This window comes from Mesorhizobium sp. WSM3862 (assembly GCF_002294985.1).
Classification (GTDB): Bacteria; Pseudomonadota; Alphaproteobacteria; order Rhizobiales; family Rhizobiaceae; genus Mesorhizobium.
Genome location: NZ_NSGE01000002.1, coordinates 349436 through 368379, shown reverse-complemented (window position 1 = coordinate 368379; position 18944 = coordinate 349436). Strand labels below are relative to the sequence as shown.

The window sequence follows — 18944 nt, the reverse complement described above, 5'->3', positions numbered from 1 at the left end:
TCATAGACCCTTCTTGCGTTGGCTGCGTCCGCGCAGCCACAGGACGACGAACAGCCCCACCATGAAGAGCGCGGCGATGACGACCGCAAGGACCGTCGAGACCTTGCCGGCGGCCAGCATGATGGTCGGCAGGAAATAGGCGGCGAGGCCGAACAGGAGCAGTATCCAGGCCGCGGCGATCGCCGCGTTGCGCGTCTCGCGGTCCATTATTCACCCTTCGCTCCGAGGCAACTCAAAGGCATCGCCCGGCTCAGTGATAGTGGCGGCGATCGCGAGGCGCATCATGCGCATGGTCGTGATCATGGTGATGATCGTGCTCGTCATGGCTGTCGGCGCACAGGCCGAACTCGGGCTCCACCGTTGCATGATCGATCCCGTGCTTCGCCGCAAGCCGCTTCTTGATGGCGCTCACCGCAGCATGCGCATCGACGCCGTCATTCAGGCAGGCATGCAGCGTCGCCATGTTGCTGGTGCCGTCGAGCGACCAGACATGCATGTGATGCACCTCCCGCACGCCCTTGACCGCGGCTTCCAGATCCTTGGCGATGAGATCGCGGTCGAGGCTTGCCGGCACGCCTTCGAGCAGCACATGGGCGGCCTCGCGCATCAGCGACCACGCCGTCGACAGGATCAGCAGCGCCACCAGCACGGAGAGGATCGGATCGATCGGCGTCCAGCCGGTGGCGAGGATGATGAGGGCCGCAGCGATTGCCGCGGCCGAGCCAAGCAGGTCGCCCAGCACATGCAGTATGGCGCCGCGCATGTTGAGGCTCTCGCGGTCGCCGCCATGCAGCGCGAAGAAGGAGGCGACGTTGACCAGCAGGCCGGCGACCGCCACCACCAGCATCGGCCCGCCCAGCACCGGCGCCGGGTGCATCAGCCGCCCCCAGGCCTCGTAGACGATCCAAAGCGCGATGACGAAAATGGCGATGCCGTTGGTGTATGCGACCAGCGTCTTCACGCGAGCGAAGCCGTAGGTGAGACGCCCGGTGGCGGGACGTCCGGTGAGGTGGAAGGCATACCAGGCGAGACCGAGCGCGATCGCGTCCGCCAGCATATGGCCGGCATCCGCAAGCAGCGCCAGCGAGCCGGTGAGCAAGCCGCCGAGCGCCTCCGCGATCATGAAGCCCGCTGTCAGGCAGCCCGCGACGAGAACGCGCTTCTTGTCGGTCGACCCGTGCACGTGATCGGCGCCGTGGCTGTGCGCGTGTGAGCCGTGATCATGCGCCATCGCGCAACTCCTGCTACGCGCCGGATTCGGCACGGAAATCCTCGAGCCGTCGCTTTTGGCGGCCCTCGCCATCGAAATTCGCCGGATCGAGCCAGGCCTCATAGGCCTTGCGCAGCGCCGGCCACTCCTTGTCGATGATCGAATACCACGCCGTATCGCGGTTTTCGCCCTTCACCACAAGATGCTGGCGGAAAATGCCTTCGAACTTGAAACCGAAACGTTCCGCCGCACGTTTCGACGGCTCGTTGCGGTTGTTGCATTTCCATTCGTAGCGGCGATAGCCGAGCTCGTCGAAGGCATATTTGGTGAACAGGAACTGTGCTTCGGTCGCCTGCGGCCTGCGCGAAATCAGCGGCCCCCAATAGATGTTGCCGATCTCGATGACGCCGTTGGCGGCATCAATCCGCATCAGCGTCTGACGTCCGGCGACCTTGCCGCTCGCCTTATCGATGACGGCGAAGAACAGCGGATCCTCGCTCGCCTCGACTTTGTCCAGCCATGGTTGGAAGGCGGCGCGGTTCTCGGGCGGATAGTCCGGCAGCCAGGCGAAGCGGCCACCGGCATCCGGCACCGACGACGCTTCAAAGAGCCCGTCGCCGTGCTTTGACGCGCTCAGCGGTTCGAGCCGGACATAGCGACCTTCCAGCGCCTTGCGTTCGGGGCGCGGGCGTGCCTGCCAATTCTTCAGATTTTCCGACACCGACCGCTCCAATCCGTTTGACTTTTCCTGGCGCACGCTCACAAAAACGCTCGCCCACAGAAAGAACCACAGGGACGGGAAAAATGCTCCACACCATCGCGGCCTTCGATCGTCTCGGCGAGGAAAATGCCTTTGCGGTGCTCGCGCGGGCAACGGCGCTTGCCCATCAGGGCCGCGACATCATCAACCTCGGCATCGGCCAGCCCGACTTCAAGACGCCGCAGCATATCGTCGAGGCGGCGATCAAGGCGCTGCGCGACGGCCATCACGGCTACACGCCTGCCAACGGCCTTTTAGCCACTCGAGAGGCGGTCGTGCGCCGAACCCTGACCACCACCGGGGTCGAAGTATCGCCCGAGAACGTGATGATCCTGCCCGGCGGCAAGCCGACCATGTTCGCCGCGATCCTGATGTTCGGCGAGCCGGGGGCGGAGATTCTTTATCCCGATCCCGGCTTTCCGATTTATCGCTCGATGATCGAGTTCACGGGTGCTGCTCCAATCCCGGTGCCGATCCGCGAGGAGAACGGCTTTGCCTTCTCGGCGGAAGAGACGCTGGCGCTGATCACGCCGAAGACGAGGCTGCTGATCCTAAACTCGCCCGCCAATCCGACCGGCGGCGTGACCGCGCGGGACGAGATCGCCAAACTCGTGAAGGGCTTGGAGAAGCACCCTGAGGTCGCGATCCTCTCCGACGAAATCTACGATGTCATGACCTATGACGGCGAGACCCACTGCTCGCTGCTCAACTTTCCGGAACTCCGCGACAGGCTGATCGTGCTCAACGGCTGGTCCAAGACCTGGGCGATGACCGGCTGGCGCATGGGCTGGTCGATCTGGCCAAACGGCGAAAAGGGCGCCTATCTCTACGACAAGGTGCGCAAGCTTGCGGTCAACTGCTGGTCCTGCGTCAACGCGCCGAGCCAGTATGCCGGCATCGCCGCGATAGACGGCCCGCAGGACGATGTCGAAAAGATGATGCTCGCCTTCGACAACCGCAGGAAGATAGTGGTCGAAGGGCTGAACGCGCTCCTCGGCATTTCCTGCATCACGCCGAAGGGCGCCTTCTACGCCTTCCCCAATGTTTCGAAGACCGGCTGGAAGGCCAAGAAGCTTGCCTCGGCGCTGTTGGAGGATGCCGGAGTAGCGCTGATCGGCGGCCCCGATTTCGGCGTGCTCGGCGAAGGCTATGTCCGGCTTTCCTACGCCAATTCCGAGGAGAACATATTGCGAGCGCTGGAGCGGATCGAAGGGTTCTTGACGAAATAGAGCCTCAGCCCCCTCACCCGCGGCCGACGAACGGCATCTTCGTCGCCATCACCGTCATGAACAGCACATTGGCGTCGAGCGGCAGGCTCGCCATGTGAAGCACCGCGTCGGCGACGCGCTGGACATCCATCACCGCTTCGGCGGCGATGGAGCCGTTGGCCTGCGGCACGCCGACGGTCATCGCCTGCGCCATCTCGGTCAGCGCATTGCCGATGTCGATCTGGCCGCAGGCAATGTCATAGGGCCGGCCGTCGAGCGCCAGGGTCTTGGTCAGGCCGGTGATGGCATGCTTGGTCGCCGTGTAGGGCGCTGAGCCCGGCCGCGGCGCATAGGCCGACACCGAGCCATTGTTGATGATGCGCCCACCCATCGGCTTTTGCCGGCGCATGACGCCGAAGGCGGCACGGGCGCATAGGAACGAGCCGGTCAGGTTGACGCCGACGACATCGTTCCAGACCTCGACCGGGATCTCGTCGATCAGCGTCGACTTGTAGCCCATGCCGGCATTGTTGAAGAGCAGGTCGACGCGCCCGAACGCCTCCACCACTGTCTCGAACATGTCGTCGACTTCGCCGGCCTTGCTGATGTCGCATGCAACGGCAAGCGCCCTGGCGCTGGTCTTCCCAGCCTCGGCGATCGCCTCCTCGAGCAGCGTCTTGCGGCGGCCGCAGAACACGGTGTTCCAGCCTGCCTTGAGCAGCGTGGTGGCGACGCTCTTGCCGATGCCGGTGCCCGCGCCGGTTACGATGGCTGTTTTCTCTGTCATGGCGGTCATCGTCCTCGCTCCCCGTCACTGCTGGAAGAAGACGTGGCATCGCAAATGACGGAGGGCGTGGCAAGCGGCTATTGTCGGCAAGAAAGCGGAGCCGACAAAAAGGGCGGTCATTGGCGACCGCCCCTCATCTGAACCGCGCTTGGGAGGAGGATAAGCCGGTCCGACTGGTTAGAATGATGCGCTTGCTGGGTTAACGAAAGATTAACGGCCAGCAGCACGTCCCATGCCCGTTTACCAACCGGCAATTTGCTGGCGCGGATCGGGCGCGGTTCAAGCCGGCGCCTTCGCCGCCGAGACCGTCGCCTCGACATGGTCGACCAGCGCGTCCGGCAGGCCGAGGCGGCCGGCTAGCAGGTCGAGATAGCCGCGCTCCGTGCGGGTGTCGGGATCGATGGTAAGGCGCGAGGCGGTGTAGAGCTCAACCTTCTGCGCATCGGTCTTGGCGCCGGTGATCAGGACGTCGAGATCGAGCGGGCGTTCAAGCTCATCCAGCAGAAATTTTTCCGCTTCGGCACCGATGCCGGCGAGCTTGAGCTTGTCGGCGATCTTCTGCCGCTCCTCGTCATCGACATGACCGTCCGCCTTGGCCGCCGAGATCATCGCCCGCACTAGGGTCAGCGTGAATTCGGCCTCGCCCTGCGGCGCCTGCGAGGGGTGGAAGGCGGTGTCCTTGGGCGGCGGCAGCAACTCGGGCTCGCCGGCCACGGGTTCTTGTGCCGGCACATTGCCGGCCTTGTAGTTCTGGTAGGCCTTGTAGGCGAGGCCGCCAATGGCTGCCAGGCCGCCGAGCTTCATGGCAGCGCCCGTCACCTGTCGACCGGGGCCGGTGCCGAGCAGCACCGCCGCCAGCGCGCCGGCGGCGAGCGGATTGTCCTTCGCCATCTGCACCGCCTGCCCCGCCTTGTCGCGAACGGTCGATCCCGTGCCGGGAATTTGCGAGCCGAAAAGGTCGTCGAGCAGCTTCTTGGGGTCGAGCATCAATGCCTCCAGAATTGGCCCGGCCGAATGCGCCCGGGCGGGGTTTCGGATCGGCAAGACGTAGGCCCCGCGCATTGACATTACAATGAACGGGCGGATGATTTGACGAAACCTGGGCTGCTCAGCTTCCGATGTGGCGCTTGGCGCCCCGCGCATGCGCGAGTTCCACCTGGCGATGGCGTTCGGCGTAGCGCGCGCGGTCCGCGTCCGAGCGCGCTTCGAAGCAATGCGGGCATGAGACGCCGACCGTATATTTCGGCGAGAGCCGGTCCTCGACGGTGAGCGGATGGCGGCAGGCGCGGCAGAGTTCGGCTTCGCCCTCGGCCAGGCCATGCGACACCGATACCCGCTCGTCGAAGACGAAGCATTCGCCCTGCCATAGGCTCTCTTCGGCCGGCACCTCTGCGAGATATTTCAGGATGCCGCCCTTGAGATGGAAGACCTGCCTGAAGCCCAGCGACTTCACGTAAGCGGTCGCCTTCTCGCAGCGAATGCCGCCGGTGCAGAACATCGCCACCTTGCGGCCTTCGAGCTCCTCGCGGTGCTCTTCGACCCAGCCCGGGAACTCGCGAAAGCTGGCGGTCTTGGGATCGACCGCGCCCTTGAAGGTGCCGATCGAAACCTCGTAGGCGTTGCGCGTGTCGATGACCAACGTGTCGGCGTCCGCGATCAGCGCGTTCCAATCGGCCGGCGCGACATAGGTGCCGGCGCTGCTCGCCGGATCGAGATCGTCGACGCCCATCGTGACGATCTCGCGCTTCAGCCGCACCTTCATGCGGTGGAACGGCATCTCGGCGGCGGTGCTGTATTTCACTTCCAGGCCGGCAAGCGCTTCGATCGCCTCCAGGTGATCGATAAGCGCTGCGATCGCTGCCTCGCTGCCGGCGACCGTGCCGTTGATGCCCTCCTGCGCCAAAAGCAGCGTGCCCTTGATGCCGCGTCCGCAGCAGAAGGCGGCAAGCGGCGCGCGCAGCGCTTGGTAATTGTCGAGCCACGCAAACTTGTAGAGCGCGGCAACGCGGACCGGCTGAATTTCCTTGGTTGTTGTCATGCCCATGCCACTAGACCGTGCTGAAAGCCGTTTCAAGGCGGAGCGGACGGGCCGCGTGACATTGCGACACGCCCGCCTTCGTGGACTCGGAATACCCCTTCTGCTAATCGGTTGAAATCGACCGAAACGGAGAGACAAGCCAATGACCAGCAAGACCGAAAAGCTTCTGTCGCTCCTCAACGGCCAGCCGGTCATCCCGGTGCTCAAGATCGCCAATGTCGCCGACGCCGTGCCGCTCGCTCGCGCTCTGTCGCGCGGCGGCTTGAGGGCGATCGAGATCACGCTGCGCACCGCCGATGCGCTGGAAGCGATCCGCCGCGTCGCGGCCGAAGTCGAGGACGCGGTTGTCGGTGCCGGCACCATTCTCGATGCCAAGCAGTTCGACGAGGCGGCACGCGCCGGCTCGAAATTCATCGTCAGCCCCGGCATTACGAGCCAGCTTCTCGACGCGGCCAACGACAGCCCCGTGCCGCTGCTGCCCGGCGCCATCACCCCCGGGGAGATCATGGCTGCGCGCGAAGCCGGCCTGCGCTTCCTGAAATTCTTCCCGGCCGAACAGTCGGGCGGCATCGCATCGCTGAAGGCCTTCGCCTCGCCGCTCGCCGACGTGAAATTCTGCCCGACCGGCGGCATAACGGCCAAGAACGCCGCCGACTATCTGAGCCTCCCCAACGTCATCTGCGTCGGCGGCTCGTGGGTGGCGCCCGACGAATTCATCAAGGCCGGCAAATGGGATGAGATCGAAGCCCTGGCGCGCGAGGCGAGCAAGCTCGCCTAACGCAATTCCAGGAAGTGTGGGCACCGGTTCTTCCGTCCGGATCGCGTAAAGAACACCTGGAGCGGTTCAGCGGTCTATCAAACGCTGAACCGCTCCAGGGCTGGACATGCGGTCAGTGGCAGACCTTGACCTTCTCGACGACCTTGCGGTGGTGAACCCAATGGGTGACCACCTTGGTTCTGCAGTGATGCTTGCCGGTCTTGACGATAACGGTTTCGGCCTGCGTTGGAGCCACGGCAGCCGATGCCGCGGCCAGAGCGAGAACTGACGCCAATAGAATCTTCTTCATGAATATCCCCAGTTTGGAACGAACGCATCCTAACCCGAAAAAGCGCGGCCCGTTCCGGTCTCACGAGAAGTTTAAGCGTGCGTGATGGCATGCCGGTGCGGGCCGAATACCAGCCGCCGGCTGGTTCCCGCTCATGGATTCGAACCACGATTCACGCCTTCAAAGGGCGCTGTCCTATCGTTAGACGAAGCGGGAAAAGACCACGCGGGAAACCCGCGCCGTTCAAACTATGCTGCCGTGATAAAAAGCAAAAGCCGCGCTGTTGTTCAACGCGGCTGTTGCGGCACTGGCAGGCTCGTTATTTGGTCTGGAAGCGGGCGACCGAAAGGAACTTCACCGCGTTGCCGGTGAACCGGCTGGCGTCCGGCAATTGCGCATCCGTCTGGAAGCCGGCCGTGTAGACCTCGCTCGGCGGCGTGTGCACGATATTGTAGGCATAGCGCGGTGCCGTGGTCGGATCGGAAACGGTGGCGATGTTGTCGCCGCTGCCCAGCGCCCAGCGCGCTGCCTGCGGCGGCGTTGCCACCACCATTGCCTTCGGGCCGGGCTTCAGGTCGTTGGCGGACGCCCTGGCCTCCTTGCGCGTCGTCTTCACGCCGGCGCCGATCGCCTGCGCCGGATCGGTGCCGGCGGGGCGGGCGGCAATGGCTTGACGCGGCGAAGCTGCATCGAGACCCGACGGATCGTTGAATGCCGAGCGTGGCTCCGGCGCAGTCAGCGAAGCGACTTCGTATTCGGCCCCACTCGAGCCGGCCACGGTGGTCGCGCTGGCCTGCTCGAGCACCGCTTTGATCTCATCCGGCTTGCCCGTGTCGGGCCGCGCGGTCGGCAGCACCGAGAAGGCATCGGTCGCGCTCTTGTCCTGCGAGGCGGTTTCCGCCAGCGCCAGAAGCACGCCCTTGTCTTTGGGCGCAAGTTCCCTCGGCAGATCGGGCCGCCTCGTCGGCAGCGGAACATTGTTGAACGCCCCCTGCGCGGGATCGGCTGCGGCCTGCGCCGCGCCGGCGGCCATGCCGAACGGTACGTTGGCCGGAGCATGCGCCGTCGCCACCACCTGCTCAGCCGTGGCCGAGGCGTCCGCCACGGCGAACGGCACGTTTTCAGCCGTCTGCTGGCCGACATCGGCCTTGGGCCTCGGCGCGAAGGCGGGCAGAGGAACCTCCTTCGGCGGCAGCGCGGCAATGATGGTTTCGGGCGTGTCCTGCTGCGGTTGCGAATCGTCCGAGCTGTCATCGGCGATCTGCGGGATGTTGGCGCGCTTGGCATCCTGCGGCGAGACGATCGCGATGCCCGGCAGGCTGCCGCTGTTGCCGCTCTTGGCGGCCGCCACCTGCTTCACAGCTTTCGGCTGGGGTGCGGGTTGGGCGCTCGCGACATCGGCGCTGTCGTCGGCCTCGTCGTCGCCGCCGCCGAACCAGGCCGCAAACAGTCCGCCGGACCGCTTGGTCGAGCCGCCGGCGCTGGCCAGCTCGATATTGGGGGTGCCGGCGCCCTTGCGCGCCTTGTAGGCGGCCAGAGCCTGCTCATAGCCAGGCAGCGGCCGGCCGTCGCTCGGCACGTGCAGCGTCTTGCCGTTCGGGAACAGGCTGACCAGTTCCTGACGGCTGATACCCGGCCAGTGGCGGACATTGCCGACATCCATGTGGACGAACGGAGAACCGGAATTCGGATAGTAGCCGACGCCGCCGCCCTGCATCTTGAGGCCGATGTTGCGCAGCTTCTTCAGCGGCACGCCGGGGATGTAGAAGTCCATCGCCTTGCCAAGCATGTGCTGGCTTTTCTCGGCGACACCGCGGCTGCGGCTGCGCAGCATCGAATTGGTAGATGGCGAGCGATAGCCGCAGACGACCTGGATGTAGTCGGTCGCTCCGCTCTGCCGGTAGGCCTCCCACACCAGATCGAGCAGCCGCGGATCCATCTTGGTCGGCTCGTTGCGGCGCCAGTCGCGCAGGATGATGTTGATCTTGCGCAGGCCTTCGGGAACGTAGCGGCCGTTACGCTTGTAGACGATCTCGGCCTTTTCGTGTGTGTGCAGGTGATAGAGCTTCAGCGAACGGACTTCGGCTTTCGCGCCAGAGGCGGCTGCCGAAAGGAACCCTACGGCCAAAATCACAAACGTCAGCCACCGTGGCCAGACGCTCATGTGAAAATGCCGCCCGTTCGTGTGTCGTTCGACTTGGTTCAAATCAAAAGGCCTTGCAGGCTGCCGTTTGTCCCCGGATTTGCCCAAACGGATGCGTGGTTCTCACATCCGAATATCGATCCTAATGGTTAATCATCGCTTATTGGAGCCGAAATGCGGTAACACCGTGGCGATATCCCGTCAAAAATGATGCACCGTGTTTCGTGGTAAATCGCTGGTTTAGATCGAGAATTCGGCTTTGGCCCAAACACAATCTGTTACCGATTGCGTTAAATGCGTGATCGCGAACACGCAAGCGACTGAAAAAGCGCCTTCAGAAACGAAAAAGCGACAATTTAAGTCGGAGTATAAACCGGTAGGCTGGGCTGGGCTTGCGTCTCAAGAGGCAAGTCGATCAAGCCGACCCGCTTCGGGGTCAATGCCATATTCCTTCAACTTGCGGTAGAGCGTAGAGCGCCCGATGCCGAGGCGGCGCGCCACCTCGCTCATCTGGCCGTTATAGTGGTCGATCGCAAGCTTGATCATCTCGAACTCGACATCGGCCAGCGCCCGCACATTGCCGCGCTCGTCCAAGGCCCTCAGCGTGCCGAATCGCGGCTGCAGCCGCGCCGGCGCCTCGGCCTCGTGCGAGCCTGACGCCACTCCGCCGGAGGCGGCCTGATCGCCCGACTGCAGCTCGTCCGCGACCGGTGCCACGGCAGGCGCGGGCTCGGCATCGAGCTTCACCGTGCCTTCGACCTGCGCGCGGATTTGCGGGAATTCCTCTTCGGTCAGCAACTCGCCTTCGGCGAGCACCGACGCCCTGAATACCGCATTTTCGAGCTGGCGGATGTTGCCCGGCCAATCGTAGGCTTGCAGCATCGCCAGCGCTTTGGCCGATATGCCGGTGAGACGATGACGCGGATCGGCCGGCGCCACCTTCTCCATGAAATGCCTGACCAGATGGGGGATGTCCTCGCCCCGGTCGCGCAGCGGCGGCACGAAGATCGGATAGACGTTCAGGCGATAAAATAGGTCCTCGCGGAATTTGCCGTCCTTGACCTGCTGCAAAAGATTCCGATGCGTCGCCGAGATCAGCCGGATGTCGACCTTGACGGTCGAACGGCCGCCGACCGGGTCGACCTCGCCCTCCTGCACGGCGCGCAGCAGCTTGACCTGGACGTCGAGCGGCAGGTCGCCGATCTCGTCCAGGAACAGCGTGCCCGAATGCGCCTCGACGAATTTGCCGGTGTGCTTGTCCGTGGCGCCGGTGAAGGAACCCTTCTCATGGCCGAACAGGATCGATTCCACCAGATTGTCGGGGATGGCGCCGCAATTGACGGTAACGAAGGGTTTCGAGCGGCGGTCGCCGCTGCCCTGGATGGCGCGCGCCACCAATTCCTTGCCCACGCCCGATTCACCTTCGATAAGGATCGGAATATTGGAGGCCGCCGCCTTTTGCCCGAGCCGGATCACCCGGTCCATCGCCGGGCTGCGGGTGATCAAATCCTTGAAGGTGAGATGGCCGCCGCGACGCCGCGACGAGCGCTTCACCTCGTCCTCGACCGCTTCCACCTTCAAAGCATTGGAAATCGAGGTCTGCAGCCGGTCGGGCGAGGCCGGCTTGACGACGAAATCGAAAGCGCCGTGGCGCATGGCCGAGACAACGGTTTCGATGCCGCCCTGCGCGGTCTGCACGATGACCGGGAGATTGATGGCGCGCTCGCGCATCGCCTTCAGCACGCCGATGCCGTCGAGACCCGGCATGACCAGGTCGAGGATGACGACCGACACATCGCGCGCCTTCGGTCCGTCCAGCACATCGAGGCCCGCCTCGCCGCCGTCGGTGACGATGGCGCTGTGGCCGAATTTCGTCACCGCCGCCTCGAGCAGCCTGCGCTGCACGGGATCGTCATCGACTATGAGTACGGAACCTGTCATGACTCTTCGAATTATCCGCCCGATAAATCCCCATGGATCATCTTGGCACAGGGTTCTAAATAAGGTTTCAAAAAACCCGGTGAACGAATTCCTTAGGATTTGACCGGCTTCTCCTTTCCCGTTGATTCGAAGAAGGTATTGTCGATGCGCATGATGTTTGGTCAGCGGCTTGCGGCGACGGCGTCTGGCCAGTCCGCGGCGGAGCTCGGCGATCTGCCGGAGTGGAATCTCGCCGATCTCTATTCCGGCATGGAAGCGCCGGAGCTGAAGCGTGACATCGCCCGGGCGGCAAGCGACGCCATTGCCTTCGAGGTCCGTTGGAAGGGCACGTTGGCCGCCGAAGCCGAGCGTGGCGCCGCCGGCCGGCTCGGCGAGGCGCTGAGGGCCTACGAGGCGCTGGAGGAACTGATCGGCCGCATCGTCTCCTATGCCGGGCTTGTCTATGCCGGCAACACCGCCGATCCGCAGCGCGCCAAGCTCTATGGCGACATCCAGGAGAAGATGACGGATGCCAGCGCGCATCTTTTGTTCTTCGCGCTGGAGCTCAACCTGATCGACGACGCGGTGATCGAAGCAGCACTCGCGGCCGACCCGGCCTTCGCCCACTATCGCCCGTGGGTGCTCGACCTCAGGAAGGACAAGCCGTACCAGCTCGAGGATCGGGTCGAGCAGTTGTTCCACGAGAAGTCGGTCACCGGACGCGGCGCCTGGAACCGCCTGTTCGACGAGACGATGACCGACCTGCGCTTCGACGTCGATGGCGAGGAGCTGACGCTGGAGCCGGCGCTGAACCGACTGCAGGACGCGGATGGCGAAGTGCGCCGCCGCGCCTCCGAGGCACTCGCCGCGACCTTCCGCAAGAACCTGCGCACCTTCACGCTCATCACCAACACGCTGGCCAAGGACAAGGAAATTTCCGACCGCTGGCGCGGCTTCGAGGACATCGCCGATTCACGCCATCTCGCCAACCGCGTCGAACGCGGCGTGGTCGATGCTTTGGCCGCGGCCGTGCGCGAAGCCTATCCGCGCCTGTCGCACCGCTACTATCAGATGAAGGCGCGCTGGCTCGGCATGGACGTCATGAACCACTGGGACCGCAACGCGCCGCTGCCCGAGACCCCGCAGTCGGTGATCCGGTGGGACGACGCCAGGGACACGGTGCTGTCAGCCTATCAGCGTTTCTCGCCGAAGATGGCGGAAATCGCGCGGACATTCTTCGATCGCAAATGGATCGATGCGCCGGTCAGGCCGGGCAAATCGCCCGGCGCCTTCGCCCACCCGACTGTGCCATCGGCGCATCCCTACGTGCTCCTCAACTACATGGGCAAGCCGCGCGATGTGATGACGCTGGCGCATGAACTGGGTCACGGCGTTCACCAGGTGCTGGCCGCCGACCAGGGCGCGCTGATGGCGTCCACCCCGCTGACGCTGGCCGAGACGGCCTCCGTCTTCGGAGAGATGCTGACCTTCCGCTCGCTGCTCGACCAGACCTCCGACAAGCGCGAGCGCAAGGCCATGCTCGCCCAGAAGGTCGAGGACATGATCAATACTGTCGTGCGCCAGATCGCCTTCTACGAGTTCGAGCGCAAGGTGCATGCCGAGCGCCGCAACGGCGAGCTGACCTCGGACAGGCTGGGCCAGTTCTGGCTTGAGGTGCAGGCTGAAAGCCTGGGGCCGGCGATCAAGTTGCGCGATGGCTACGAGGTCTTCTGGACTTATATCCCGCACTTCATCCACTCGCCCTTCTACGTCTACGCCTATGCCTTCGGCGACTGCCTGGTCAACTCGCTCTACGCCGTCTACCAGAACGCCGAGCGCGGCTTTCAGGAGAAGTATTTCGAGATGCTGCGCGCCGGCGGCACCAAGCATCATTCGGAACTGCTGGCGCCCTTCGGCCTCGACGCCACGGATCCGGCCTTCTGGCAGATCGGCCTGGGTGTGATCGGCGCGCTGATCGACGAGCTGGAGGCGCTCGACAAATGACGGGTGCTCGCCTGGCGGCATAGACCGGGAACAGTTTGGCCGGAACGCATACTTGTGCTGTTCTTCAATAACTCTGCCCGCACTTTTCAATTAGCTTTGCGCAGGCCGTGTGCTAGCCTCAGACCCCAAGCTCAACCGGACGCGACAGCAAGGCCGGAGGCGGCCCTAGCGTTGCTTCAGCGAGAGCGATAGCGGCCGTCGGGCCGCAGCCGGAGGAGGGCCCGCCGCCAGCGATTGGAGGGGCGGTTCCGCCCAGCGCGGAACGATTGACGATCCCTGCGGCAAGGCCGCCGTTTGCGGCCGCGGCCCGATCGGACTGGAGAGGGAAATGAGCACTTTCTTCTATATGCTCCTGGCGTTCGTTGTCGGTGTCCTGGTTGGCTGGTTCATCTGGGGCCGCCTGCGTGGCGAGCTCGACAGCCTGCGCGGCGAACTCGGTCGCTCCAAGAGCGAACGCGACCGGTTTAGCGCCGATACCTACCGCCTGAGCGGCGAGCTCGACGCATGCGGCCGCAGCCGCGCCGATCTCGAACGCAAGCTGCGCGAAGCGCCGACCTCTTCCGCCAAGGCGGAAACCGACAAAGCCTCCGCGCCTGCGCCGGCGGCGCTGATGTCGACCCCGACCCCAGCCAGATCCTCATCTGCAAGACCGTCAGCGGCAAAATCGGCTTCGACCAAATCCGCCGCGGCCAAGCCGGAAGCGGCAAAAACGGCAGCGGCAAAGACGGCCGGCGCGGCGCCAAAGAAGGCGCCGGCTCCGAAGAAAGCCGCCGCCCCGAAGGCGACCACCGGCAAGGCGGACAATCTGCGCCGCCTGATCGGCATCGGCCCGGTCAATGAAAAGCTGCTCAAGGCGCAGGGCGTCACGTCCTATGCCCAGATCGCCGCTTGGACCGATGCCGACGTCAAGCGCGTCGAGGAGGTGCTCAATTTCGACGGCCGGATCGCGCGCGAGAAATGGATCGAGCAGGCGAAACTGCTGGCCGCGGGCGACGAGGCCGAATTCGCTAGCCGGTTCCCCACGGCGGCGACCTCGAACAACAACTGATCTCGCTGTGCCTTCCCAGCGCAGGCGGCGTCCATTGGGCGCCGTTTTTGCTTTGGACCAGATGCCTTTACGTCCTCCGACGCCGTTCTCTCGATTGCGCCTCGCCGCGCCCCCATATAGAGCGATCGACTTAATCGACCCCATCCAAGGCTTATGTCCCTGCCCTCAGCAATATTCCGCAATGACGAGACCGGCCGCCAGCTCGTCTTTGACGAGCCGCATGAGGTCATCACGGCGCGAACCGCGGACGAATTCACGCCGGCGCTGGAAGCGGCACAGGCCGCCTCCGACGCGGGCAAATGGCTGGCAGGCTATTTCTCCTATGAGGCAGGCTACCTGCTGGAGCCGAAACTGGTGCCGTTGCTGCCAGAGGGCCGCCGCGCGCCGCTGATCTGTCTCGGTGTCTTCGATGCGCCGCTCGAACAGGCTGTGCCGCGGAATGAAGGCCCCGCCAGCAACGGACCGATCTTCGACGCCCGCGCATCCTGGTCCGCCGAGGACTACGCCGTCCGCTTCGCGCGCCTCCACCACCATATTCGCAAGGGCGACTGTTATCAGGGCAATCTGACCTTTCCGGTCCATGCGCAATGGTCGGGCGATCCGCTTGCCACCTTCGAGGCGCTGACCGGGCGCCAGCCAGTGAAATACGGCGCGCTGATCTCGTTGGGCGATCCGATCGTGCTGTCGCGCTCGCCGGAACTCTTCTTCGAGATCGACGCCGACGGTATGATCGAGACGCACCCGATGAAGGGCACGGCGCCGCGCGGCGCCACCAAGGCCGAGGACGCGCGGCTGAAGGCGTTCCTGCGCAACGACGAGAAGAACCAGGCCGAGAACCGGATGATCGTCGATCTCCTGCGCAACGACATCTCGCTGATCAGCGAGGTCGGCACGCTGGAAGTGCCGGAGCTGTTCCGCATCGAGACCTACCCGACGGTGCACCAGATGGTGAGCCGGGTGCGGGCGAAGCTCCTGCCGGATATCGGTATTCGCCAAGTCTTCGCAGCGCTCTTTCCCTGCGGCTCGATCACCGGCGCGCCGAAGATCCGCGCCATGGAGATACTGCACGATCTGGAGGGCGTGCCGCGCGACGTCTATTGCGGCGCCATCGGCTGGGTCGCGCCCGGCGGCACGATGCGGTTCTCGGTGGCGATCCGCACCATCTCGCTCTTTGCCGACGGCGAGGCTGTCTACAATGTCGGCGGCGGCGTCGTCTTCGATTCCACCGCCGAGGAGGAGTACCGGGAGTGTCTTCTGAAAGCGCGCTTCGCGACGGGAACCGTGCCGACTTCGAGCTGATCGAGACCATGCGTTGGGAGCCTGGCTCAGGCTTCCTGCGCTTCGAGCGCCACCTTGCGCGGCTTTATGCCTCGGCCGCGGAGCTCGGCTTTGCCTGCGATCCGCAACGGATCGGCGAGGTGCTGAAGAACGCGATCGGCGGGCAGCGGATCGCTTTGCGCACCCGGCTTGCACTGCAGCGCAACGGCGAGGCGACAGCAGCCGCGCAGCCCTTTGAGCAGCTTCCCGCGGGCAGGGCATGGCGTCTGCAGCTGGCGCGGGTCCGCCTCGATTCCGGTAACTTGTTGCTGCGTCACAAGACCAGCCGCCGCGAAACCTACCAACAGGCGCGCGCCGAATACCTCGCCACCCGCGCCGACGAAGTGCTGCTCGCCAACGAGCGCGGAGAACTCTGCGAAGGCACGATCACCAATCTGTTCGCCGATTTCGGCGACGGGATGCTGGTGACGCCCCGGCTTGATTGCGGCCTGCTGCCTGGAGTATTGCGCGGCGAGCTTCTGGACGAAGGCCGCGCCGCGGAAGCGATCTACACCTTCGACGATCTGAAGTCGGCGCAGGCGATCTTCGTCGGCAATTCGCTACGTGGGTTGATCCCGGCGAGGCTGGCATGACGCCAAGCAGGAGAATGCAATGTTCATCGTTTCGCTGAACTACAAGGTGCCGCTGACCGAGATCGATCGGCTGGCGCCGGCGCATGTCGAATGGCTGAAGGCCTGCTACGCGGAAGGCATTTTTGTTGCGTCTGGACCGAAACGGCCAAGGACCGGCGGCATCATCGTCGCGCGCGGTTCCCGCGACGTGCTTGACGCCAGACTGGCGGCCGACCCTTTCTCCGAGGCAGGCGCGGCCGACTACGAAATCACCGAATTCGCGGCGCGGTTGACCGCCACCGAACTGGACGCCTTCAAGGAAGCATGAGTGTTCGCCCGCCGACCCATACGCCCTATGACGGATCGTCAAGGCTTTTCACCATCGGGCTGAAACCGCTCGATCTCGATCGATGGATCGAGCTCGACGAGCTTCTTTTGCCGCATCTCGCCGAGAAGCGCCGTCTCTACGCGGAAATCCCAAGCCGGGTTTTTGTCGAGGAGGAGGGCACGCGTGAGGCGCAGCAGGAGGTGCTGGATCTGCTTGGAGCGCACCTGCTGGCGAAACATCCCGAAACCTACCGCCGCAAGGGTGCCGGGATCGAGGTAGCCGGCCCCGAAGGCAGCAATGTCGGCCCCGACGCCCCGCTGGTCGCAGCCTCGCTGCTAATCCAGGAAGACCTGATCCTGATGCGCCGCGACGACAGCGGCTGGCGGCTCGCCGCCGGCTCGCTCTGCTTTCCGTCGTCCTGGTCGCTCCAGGAGAAATTCGGCAAACCGCTGCAACAGATCCACGCGCCGGTGCCCGGCTTCGGCCCCGGCACACGGCCTGCGGACCTCATCAACCGCATGTTCGACGGCCTGCAGGGCCAGGCGGTCGAGCGCTTCAACTGGTCGATCCAGGCGGGCGACGCGCTCTATCATCCACTTTCCAACGGGGAGCGGATCGACCGTGCCACGAACCGTCCGACTCGTTTTCCGGATGGTGACATCAACGCCCATGCCTTCATTCGCGTCGAGCGTCAGACCTTGCGCAAGCTGCCGGTGTCACGCGACATCCTTTTCACCATTCGCATCCATCTCGACCCGCTGGCGGTGCTTGCCCGCCACCCCGACAAGGTCGCGCTTGCGGCCTCCTTCGCCGACCAGCTCAATGCTCTCGATCAGGCGCAGCTCGACTACAAGGGTTTGAGCGCCGACCGCGACCGGCTGGTTTCGTACCTCGCCGGCATGGCCATGGTGGCTTAACCAAACCGCCAGGCCGGTTTGGCCGTCGGTTGGCGGTTTTTGCTGGTTTGTGACAATGATCTGTGATGTAGGGCTACCGGCGAAAAATGCCGGACTTTCCCGTGTTTGAAGGAGTATGCGAAAAAATGGCGAACGAGAACTGGCCCGTTTACGGTGAAATCACCGGCCCTGTCGTGATGATCGGCTTCGGCTCGATCGGACGGGGAACGCTGCCGCTGATCGAACGCCATTTCAAGTTCGACAAGTCGCGCATGGTGGTCATCGACCCGCGCGACAGCGACCGCATGCTGCTCGACGAGCGCGGCATCGCCTTCGTTCAGGACGCGGTGACCAGGAAGAACTACAAGAAGCTTCTGACCCCGCTTCTCACCAATGGCAGCGGTCAGGGCATGTGCGTCAACCTGTCGGTCGACACCTCCTCGCTCGAGTTGATGAAGCTCTGCCGCAAGCTCGGCGTGCTCTATATCGATACGGTGGTCGAGCCGTGGCTCGGCTTCTATTTCGACGACAAGGCCGACAATGCCTCGCGCACCAATTACGCGCTGCGCGAGAGCGTGCGCCAGGAGAAGGAGAAGGCTCCCGGCGGCACTACGGCGATCTCCTGCTGCGGCGCCAATCCTGGCATGGTCTCCTGGTTCGTCAAGCAGGCACTGGTCAACCTCGCCAACGATCTCGGGCTCGAGTTTGTGGTCCCGCCGGAGCACGACCGCGAGGGCTGGGCGAAGCTGATGAAGAAGGCCGGAGTCAAGGGCATCCACATCGCCGAGCGCGATACCCAGCGCACCAAGAAGCCGAAGCCGATGGATGTATTCTGGAACACCTGGTCGGTCGAGGGCTTCATCTCGGAAGGCCTGCAGCCGGCCGAGCTCGGCTGGGGCACGCATGAGACCTGGATGCCGAAGAACGGCAAGAAGCACAAGCATGGCTCGCAGGCGGCGATCTATCTGGAGCAGCCGGGCGCCAACACGCGCGTGCGCTCCTGGTGCCCGACGCCCGGCCCGCAATACGGCTTCCTGGTCACCCACAACGAGGCGATCTCGATCGCCGATTTCTTCACCGTGCGCGGCAAGAAGGGCAAGGTTCAGTATCGCCCGACCTGCCATTATGCCTATCACCCCTGCAACGATGCCGTGCTGTCGCTGCACGAGATGTTCGGCGCCGCCGGCAAGGCGCAACCGGTGCATCACGTGCTCGACGAGAACGAGCTGGTCGACGGCGTCGACGAGCTCGGCGTGCTGCTCTACGGCCATGCCAAGAACGCCTATTGGTACGGCTCACAGCTGTCGCTGGCCGAGGCGCGCAAGCTGGCGCCTTACCAGAACGCCACCGGCCTGCAGGTCACCTCGGCGGTGCTCGCCGGCATGGTCTGGGCGTTGGAAAATCCGATGGCCGGCATCGTGGAGGCCGACGAGATGGACTACCGGCGCTGCCTGGAAGTGCAGCTTCCCTATCTCGGGCCGGTCAGGGGCTACTACACCGACTGGACGCCGCTTGATAATCGCCCGGGGCTTTTCCCCGAGGATCTGGACAAGGATGATCCGTGGCAGTTCCGCAACATCCTGGTGCGATAGCAGCCAAGCCTACCCGCGTCTCCACCTTGCAATCGCCCGGAAATCGGGCGATTGAAGACGGGCGGCCTAGAGAAA

The 18944-nt window shown here is 64.3% G+C and carries 18 protein-coding genes and 1 tRNA gene; 9 read left to right on the top strand and 10 right to left on the bottom strand.

Annotated elements, in window-relative coordinates:
- From CK224_RS06055 to CK224_RS06045, 3 genes are read right to left on the bottom strand one after another with little or no spacing between them, the layout of a single operon-like run.
- The gene (locus CK224_RS06055) at positions 1-207 is read right to left on the bottom strand and encodes a hypothetical protein (RefSeq protein ID WP_095777137.1); all 207 of its coding nucleotides are present in this window, start codon (positions 205-207) and stop codon (positions 1-3) included.
- A gap of 43 nt (positions 208-250) precedes the next feature.
- Positions 251-1231 carry a cation diffusion facilitator family transporter gene (locus CK224_RS06050; protein WP_095781129.1) on the bottom strand — a complete coding sequence of 327 codons (981 nt, stop codon included), beginning with the start codon at positions 1229-1231 and terminating at the stop codon, positions 251-253.
- Between the two features lie 13 nt (positions 1232-1244).
- Positions 1245-1931 (bottom strand): GNAT family protein, encoded by a 687-nt coding sequence (locus CK224_RS06045; protein WP_095777357.1) that lies wholly within the window; start codon positions 1929-1931, stop codon positions 1245-1247.
- Between the two features lie 83 nt (positions 1932-2014).
- Here CK224_RS06045 and CK224_RS06040 point away from each other — a divergent pair, with 83 nt between their 5' ends.
- On the top strand, positions 2015-3199 hold the full coding sequence (locus CK224_RS06040) for a pyridoxal phosphate-dependent aminotransferase (RefSeq protein WP_095781128.1): 1185 nt from the start codon (positions 2015-2017) through the stop codon (positions 3197-3199).
- A 13-nt stretch (positions 3200-3212) separates the two neighbouring features.
- Here CK224_RS06040 and CK224_RS06035 read toward each other — a convergent pair whose 3' ends face one another.
- The 3 genes from CK224_RS06035 to CK224_RS06025 all read right to left on the bottom strand — a co-directional run bounded on the left by CK224_RS06035 (position 3213) and on the right by CK224_RS06025 (position 6003).
- Entirely contained in the window at positions 3213-3965 is a 753-nt protein-coding gene (locus tag CK224_RS06035; protein ID WP_082953977.1) for an SDR family oxidoreductase, read from the bottom strand.
- 279 nt (positions 3966-4244) lie between these two features.
- Positions 4245-4952, bottom strand: a complete 708-nt coding sequence (locus CK224_RS06030; RefSeq protein ID WP_067002750.1) for a tellurite resistance TerB family protein — start codon at positions 4950-4952, stop codon at positions 4245-4247.
- Between the two features lie 121 nt (positions 4953-5073).
- Positions 5074-6003 carry a rhodanese-related sulfurtransferase gene (locus tag CK224_RS06025; protein ID WP_095781451.1) on the bottom strand — a complete coding sequence of 310 codons (930 nt, stop codon included), beginning with the start codon at positions 6001-6003 and terminating at the stop codon, positions 5074-5076.
- A gap of 142 nt (positions 6004-6145) precedes the next feature.
- Here CK224_RS06025 and CK224_RS06020 point away from each other — a divergent pair, with 142 nt between their 5' ends.
- On the top strand, positions 6146-6781 hold the full coding sequence (locus CK224_RS06020; RefSeq protein WP_095781127.1) for a 2-dehydro-3-deoxy-phosphogluconate aldolase: 636 nt from the start codon (positions 6146-6148) through the stop codon (positions 6779-6781).
- A 112-nt stretch (positions 6782-6893) separates the two neighbouring features.
- Here CK224_RS06020 and CK224_RS31190 read toward each other — a convergent pair whose 3' ends face one another.
- The 4 genes from CK224_RS31190 to CK224_RS06000 form a co-directional block, all read right to left on the bottom strand.
- Positions 6894-7070: a hypothetical protein gene (locus CK224_RS31190; protein WP_082980697.1), complete on the bottom strand. Its 177-nt coding sequence runs from the start codon at positions 7068-7070 to the stop codon at positions 6894-6896.
- Positions 7071-7191: 121 nt separating this feature from the next.
- Positions 7192-7265: transfer RNA gene (locus CK224_RS06010), tRNA-Gln, on the bottom strand.
- A 103-nt stretch (positions 7266-7368) separates the two neighbouring features.
- A complete protein-coding gene (locus tag CK224_RS06005) occupies positions 7369-9213 on the bottom strand; it encodes a DUF882 domain-containing protein (RefSeq protein WP_067002493.1) in 1845 nt (614 codons plus the stop codon).
- 378 nt (positions 9214-9591) lie between these two features.
- On the bottom strand, positions 9592-11133 hold the full coding sequence (locus tag CK224_RS06000) for a sigma-54 dependent transcriptional regulator (protein WP_095781126.1): 1542 nt from the start codon (positions 11131-11133) through the stop codon (positions 9592-9594).
- A gap of 144 nt (positions 11134-11277) precedes the next feature.
- Between CK224_RS06000 and CK224_RS05995 the strand changes: the two genes are divergently transcribed.
- The 7 genes from CK224_RS05995 to CK224_RS05965 all read left to right on the top strand — a co-directional run bounded on the left by CK224_RS05995 (position 11278) and on the right by CK224_RS05965 (position 18869).
- Positions 11278-13116, top strand: coding sequence for a M3 family oligoendopeptidase (locus tag CK224_RS05995; RefSeq protein WP_176477863.1), 1839 nt, complete (start codon positions 11278-11280; stop codon positions 13114-13116).
- 328 nt (positions 13117-13444) lie between these two features.
- Positions 13445-14164, top strand: coding sequence for a proton-conducting membrane transporter (locus CK224_RS05990; protein WP_095781125.1), 720 nt, complete (start codon positions 13445-13447; stop codon positions 14162-14164).
- A gap of 153 nt (positions 14165-14317) precedes the next feature.
- Complete coding sequence (locus tag CK224_RS05985) at positions 14318-15463, top strand: aminodeoxychorismate synthase component I (RefSeq protein WP_095781124.1); 1146 nt, start codon at positions 14318-14320, stop codon at positions 15461-15463.
- Positions 15412-16074 carry an aminotransferase class IV family protein gene (locus tag CK224_RS05980; protein WP_095781123.1) on the top strand — a complete coding sequence of 221 codons (663 nt, stop codon included), beginning with the start codon at positions 15412-15414 and terminating at the stop codon, positions 16072-16074. Before CK224_RS05985 ends, CK224_RS05980 begins: the two co-directional genes overlap by 52 nt.
- Before the next feature lie 19 nt (positions 16075-16093).
- Positions 16094-16381: a YciI family protein gene (locus tag CK224_RS05975; protein ID WP_067002501.1), complete on the top strand. Its 288-nt coding sequence runs from the start codon at positions 16094-16096 to the stop codon at positions 16379-16381.
- Complete coding sequence (locus CK224_RS05970) at positions 16378-17298, top strand: DUF3445 domain-containing protein (RefSeq protein ID WP_095781122.1); 921 nt, start codon at positions 16378-16380, stop codon at positions 17296-17298. The genes CK224_RS05975 and CK224_RS05970 overlap by 4 nt, the downstream gene beginning before the upstream one ends.
- A gap of 125 nt (positions 17299-17423) precedes the next feature.
- Positions 17424-18869 carry a homospermidine synthase gene (locus tag CK224_RS05965; protein ID WP_095781121.1) on the top strand — a complete coding sequence of 482 codons (1446 nt, stop codon included), beginning with the start codon at positions 17424-17426 and terminating at the stop codon, positions 18867-18869.
- Positions 18870-18944: the final 75 nt, after the last annotated feature.

Excerpts from the sequence above, each read along its gene's own strand:
- CK224_RS05970 (WP_095781122.1), top strand. The coding sequence starts at position 16,378 with ATGAGTGTTCGCCCGCCGACCCATACGCCCTATGACGGATCGTCAAGG.
- CK224_RS31190 (WP_082980697.1), bottom strand. The coding sequence starts at position 7,070 with ATGAAGAAGATTCTATTGGCGTCAGTTCTCGCTCTGGCCGCGGCATCG.
- CK224_RS05975 (WP_067002501.1), top strand. The coding sequence starts at position 16,094 with ATGTTCATCGTTTCGCTGAACTACAAGGTGCCGCTGACCGAGATCGAT.
- CK224_RS06050 (WP_095781129.1), bottom strand. The coding sequence starts at position 1,231 with ATGGCGCATGATCACGGCTCACACGCGCACAGCCACGGCGCCGATCAC.
- CK224_RS06025 (WP_095781451.1), bottom strand. The coding sequence starts at position 6,003 with ATGACAACAACCAAGGAAATTCAGCCGGTCCGCGTTGCCGCGCTCTAC.
- CK224_RS06055 (WP_095777137.1), bottom strand. The coding sequence starts at position 207 with ATGGACCGCGAGACGCGCAACGCGGCGATCGCCGCGGCCTGGATACTG.
- CK224_RS06040 (WP_095781128.1), top strand. The coding sequence starts at position 2,015 with ATGCTCCACACCATCGCGGCCTTCGATCGTCTCGGCGAGGAAAATGCC.
- CK224_RS05965 (WP_095781121.1), top strand. The coding sequence starts at position 17,424 with ATGGCGAACGAGAACTGGCCCGTTTACGGTGAAATCACCGGCCCTGTC.
- CK224_RS05995 (WP_176477863.1), top strand. The coding sequence starts at position 11,278 with ATGCGCATGATGTTTGGTCAGCGGCTTGCGGCGACGGCGTCTGGCCAG.
- CK224_RS05985 (WP_095781124.1), top strand. The coding sequence starts at position 14,318 with ATGTCCCTGCCCTCAGCAATATTCCGCAATGACGAGACCGGCCGCCAG.
- CK224_RS06000 (WP_095781126.1), bottom strand. The coding sequence starts at position 11,133 with ATGACAGGTTCCGTACTCATAGTCGATGACGATCCCGTGCAGCGCAGG.
- CK224_RS06020 (WP_095781127.1), top strand. The coding sequence starts at position 6,146 with ATGACCAGCAAGACCGAAAAGCTTCTGTCGCTCCTCAACGGCCAGCCG.
- CK224_RS05990 (WP_095781125.1), top strand. The coding sequence starts at position 13,445 with ATGAGCACTTTCTTCTATATGCTCCTGGCGTTCGTTGTCGGTGTCCTG.
- CK224_RS06035 (WP_082953977.1), bottom strand. The coding sequence starts at position 3,965 with ATGACAGAGAAAACAGCCATCGTAACCGGCGCGGGCACCGGCATCGGC.
- CK224_RS06030 (WP_067002750.1), bottom strand. The coding sequence starts at position 4,952 with ATGCTCGACCCCAAGAAGCTGCTCGACGACCTTTTCGGCTCGCAAATT.
- CK224_RS06005 (WP_067002493.1), bottom strand. The coding sequence starts at position 9,213 with ATGAGCGTCTGGCCACGGTGGCTGACGTTTGTGATTTTGGCCGTAGGG.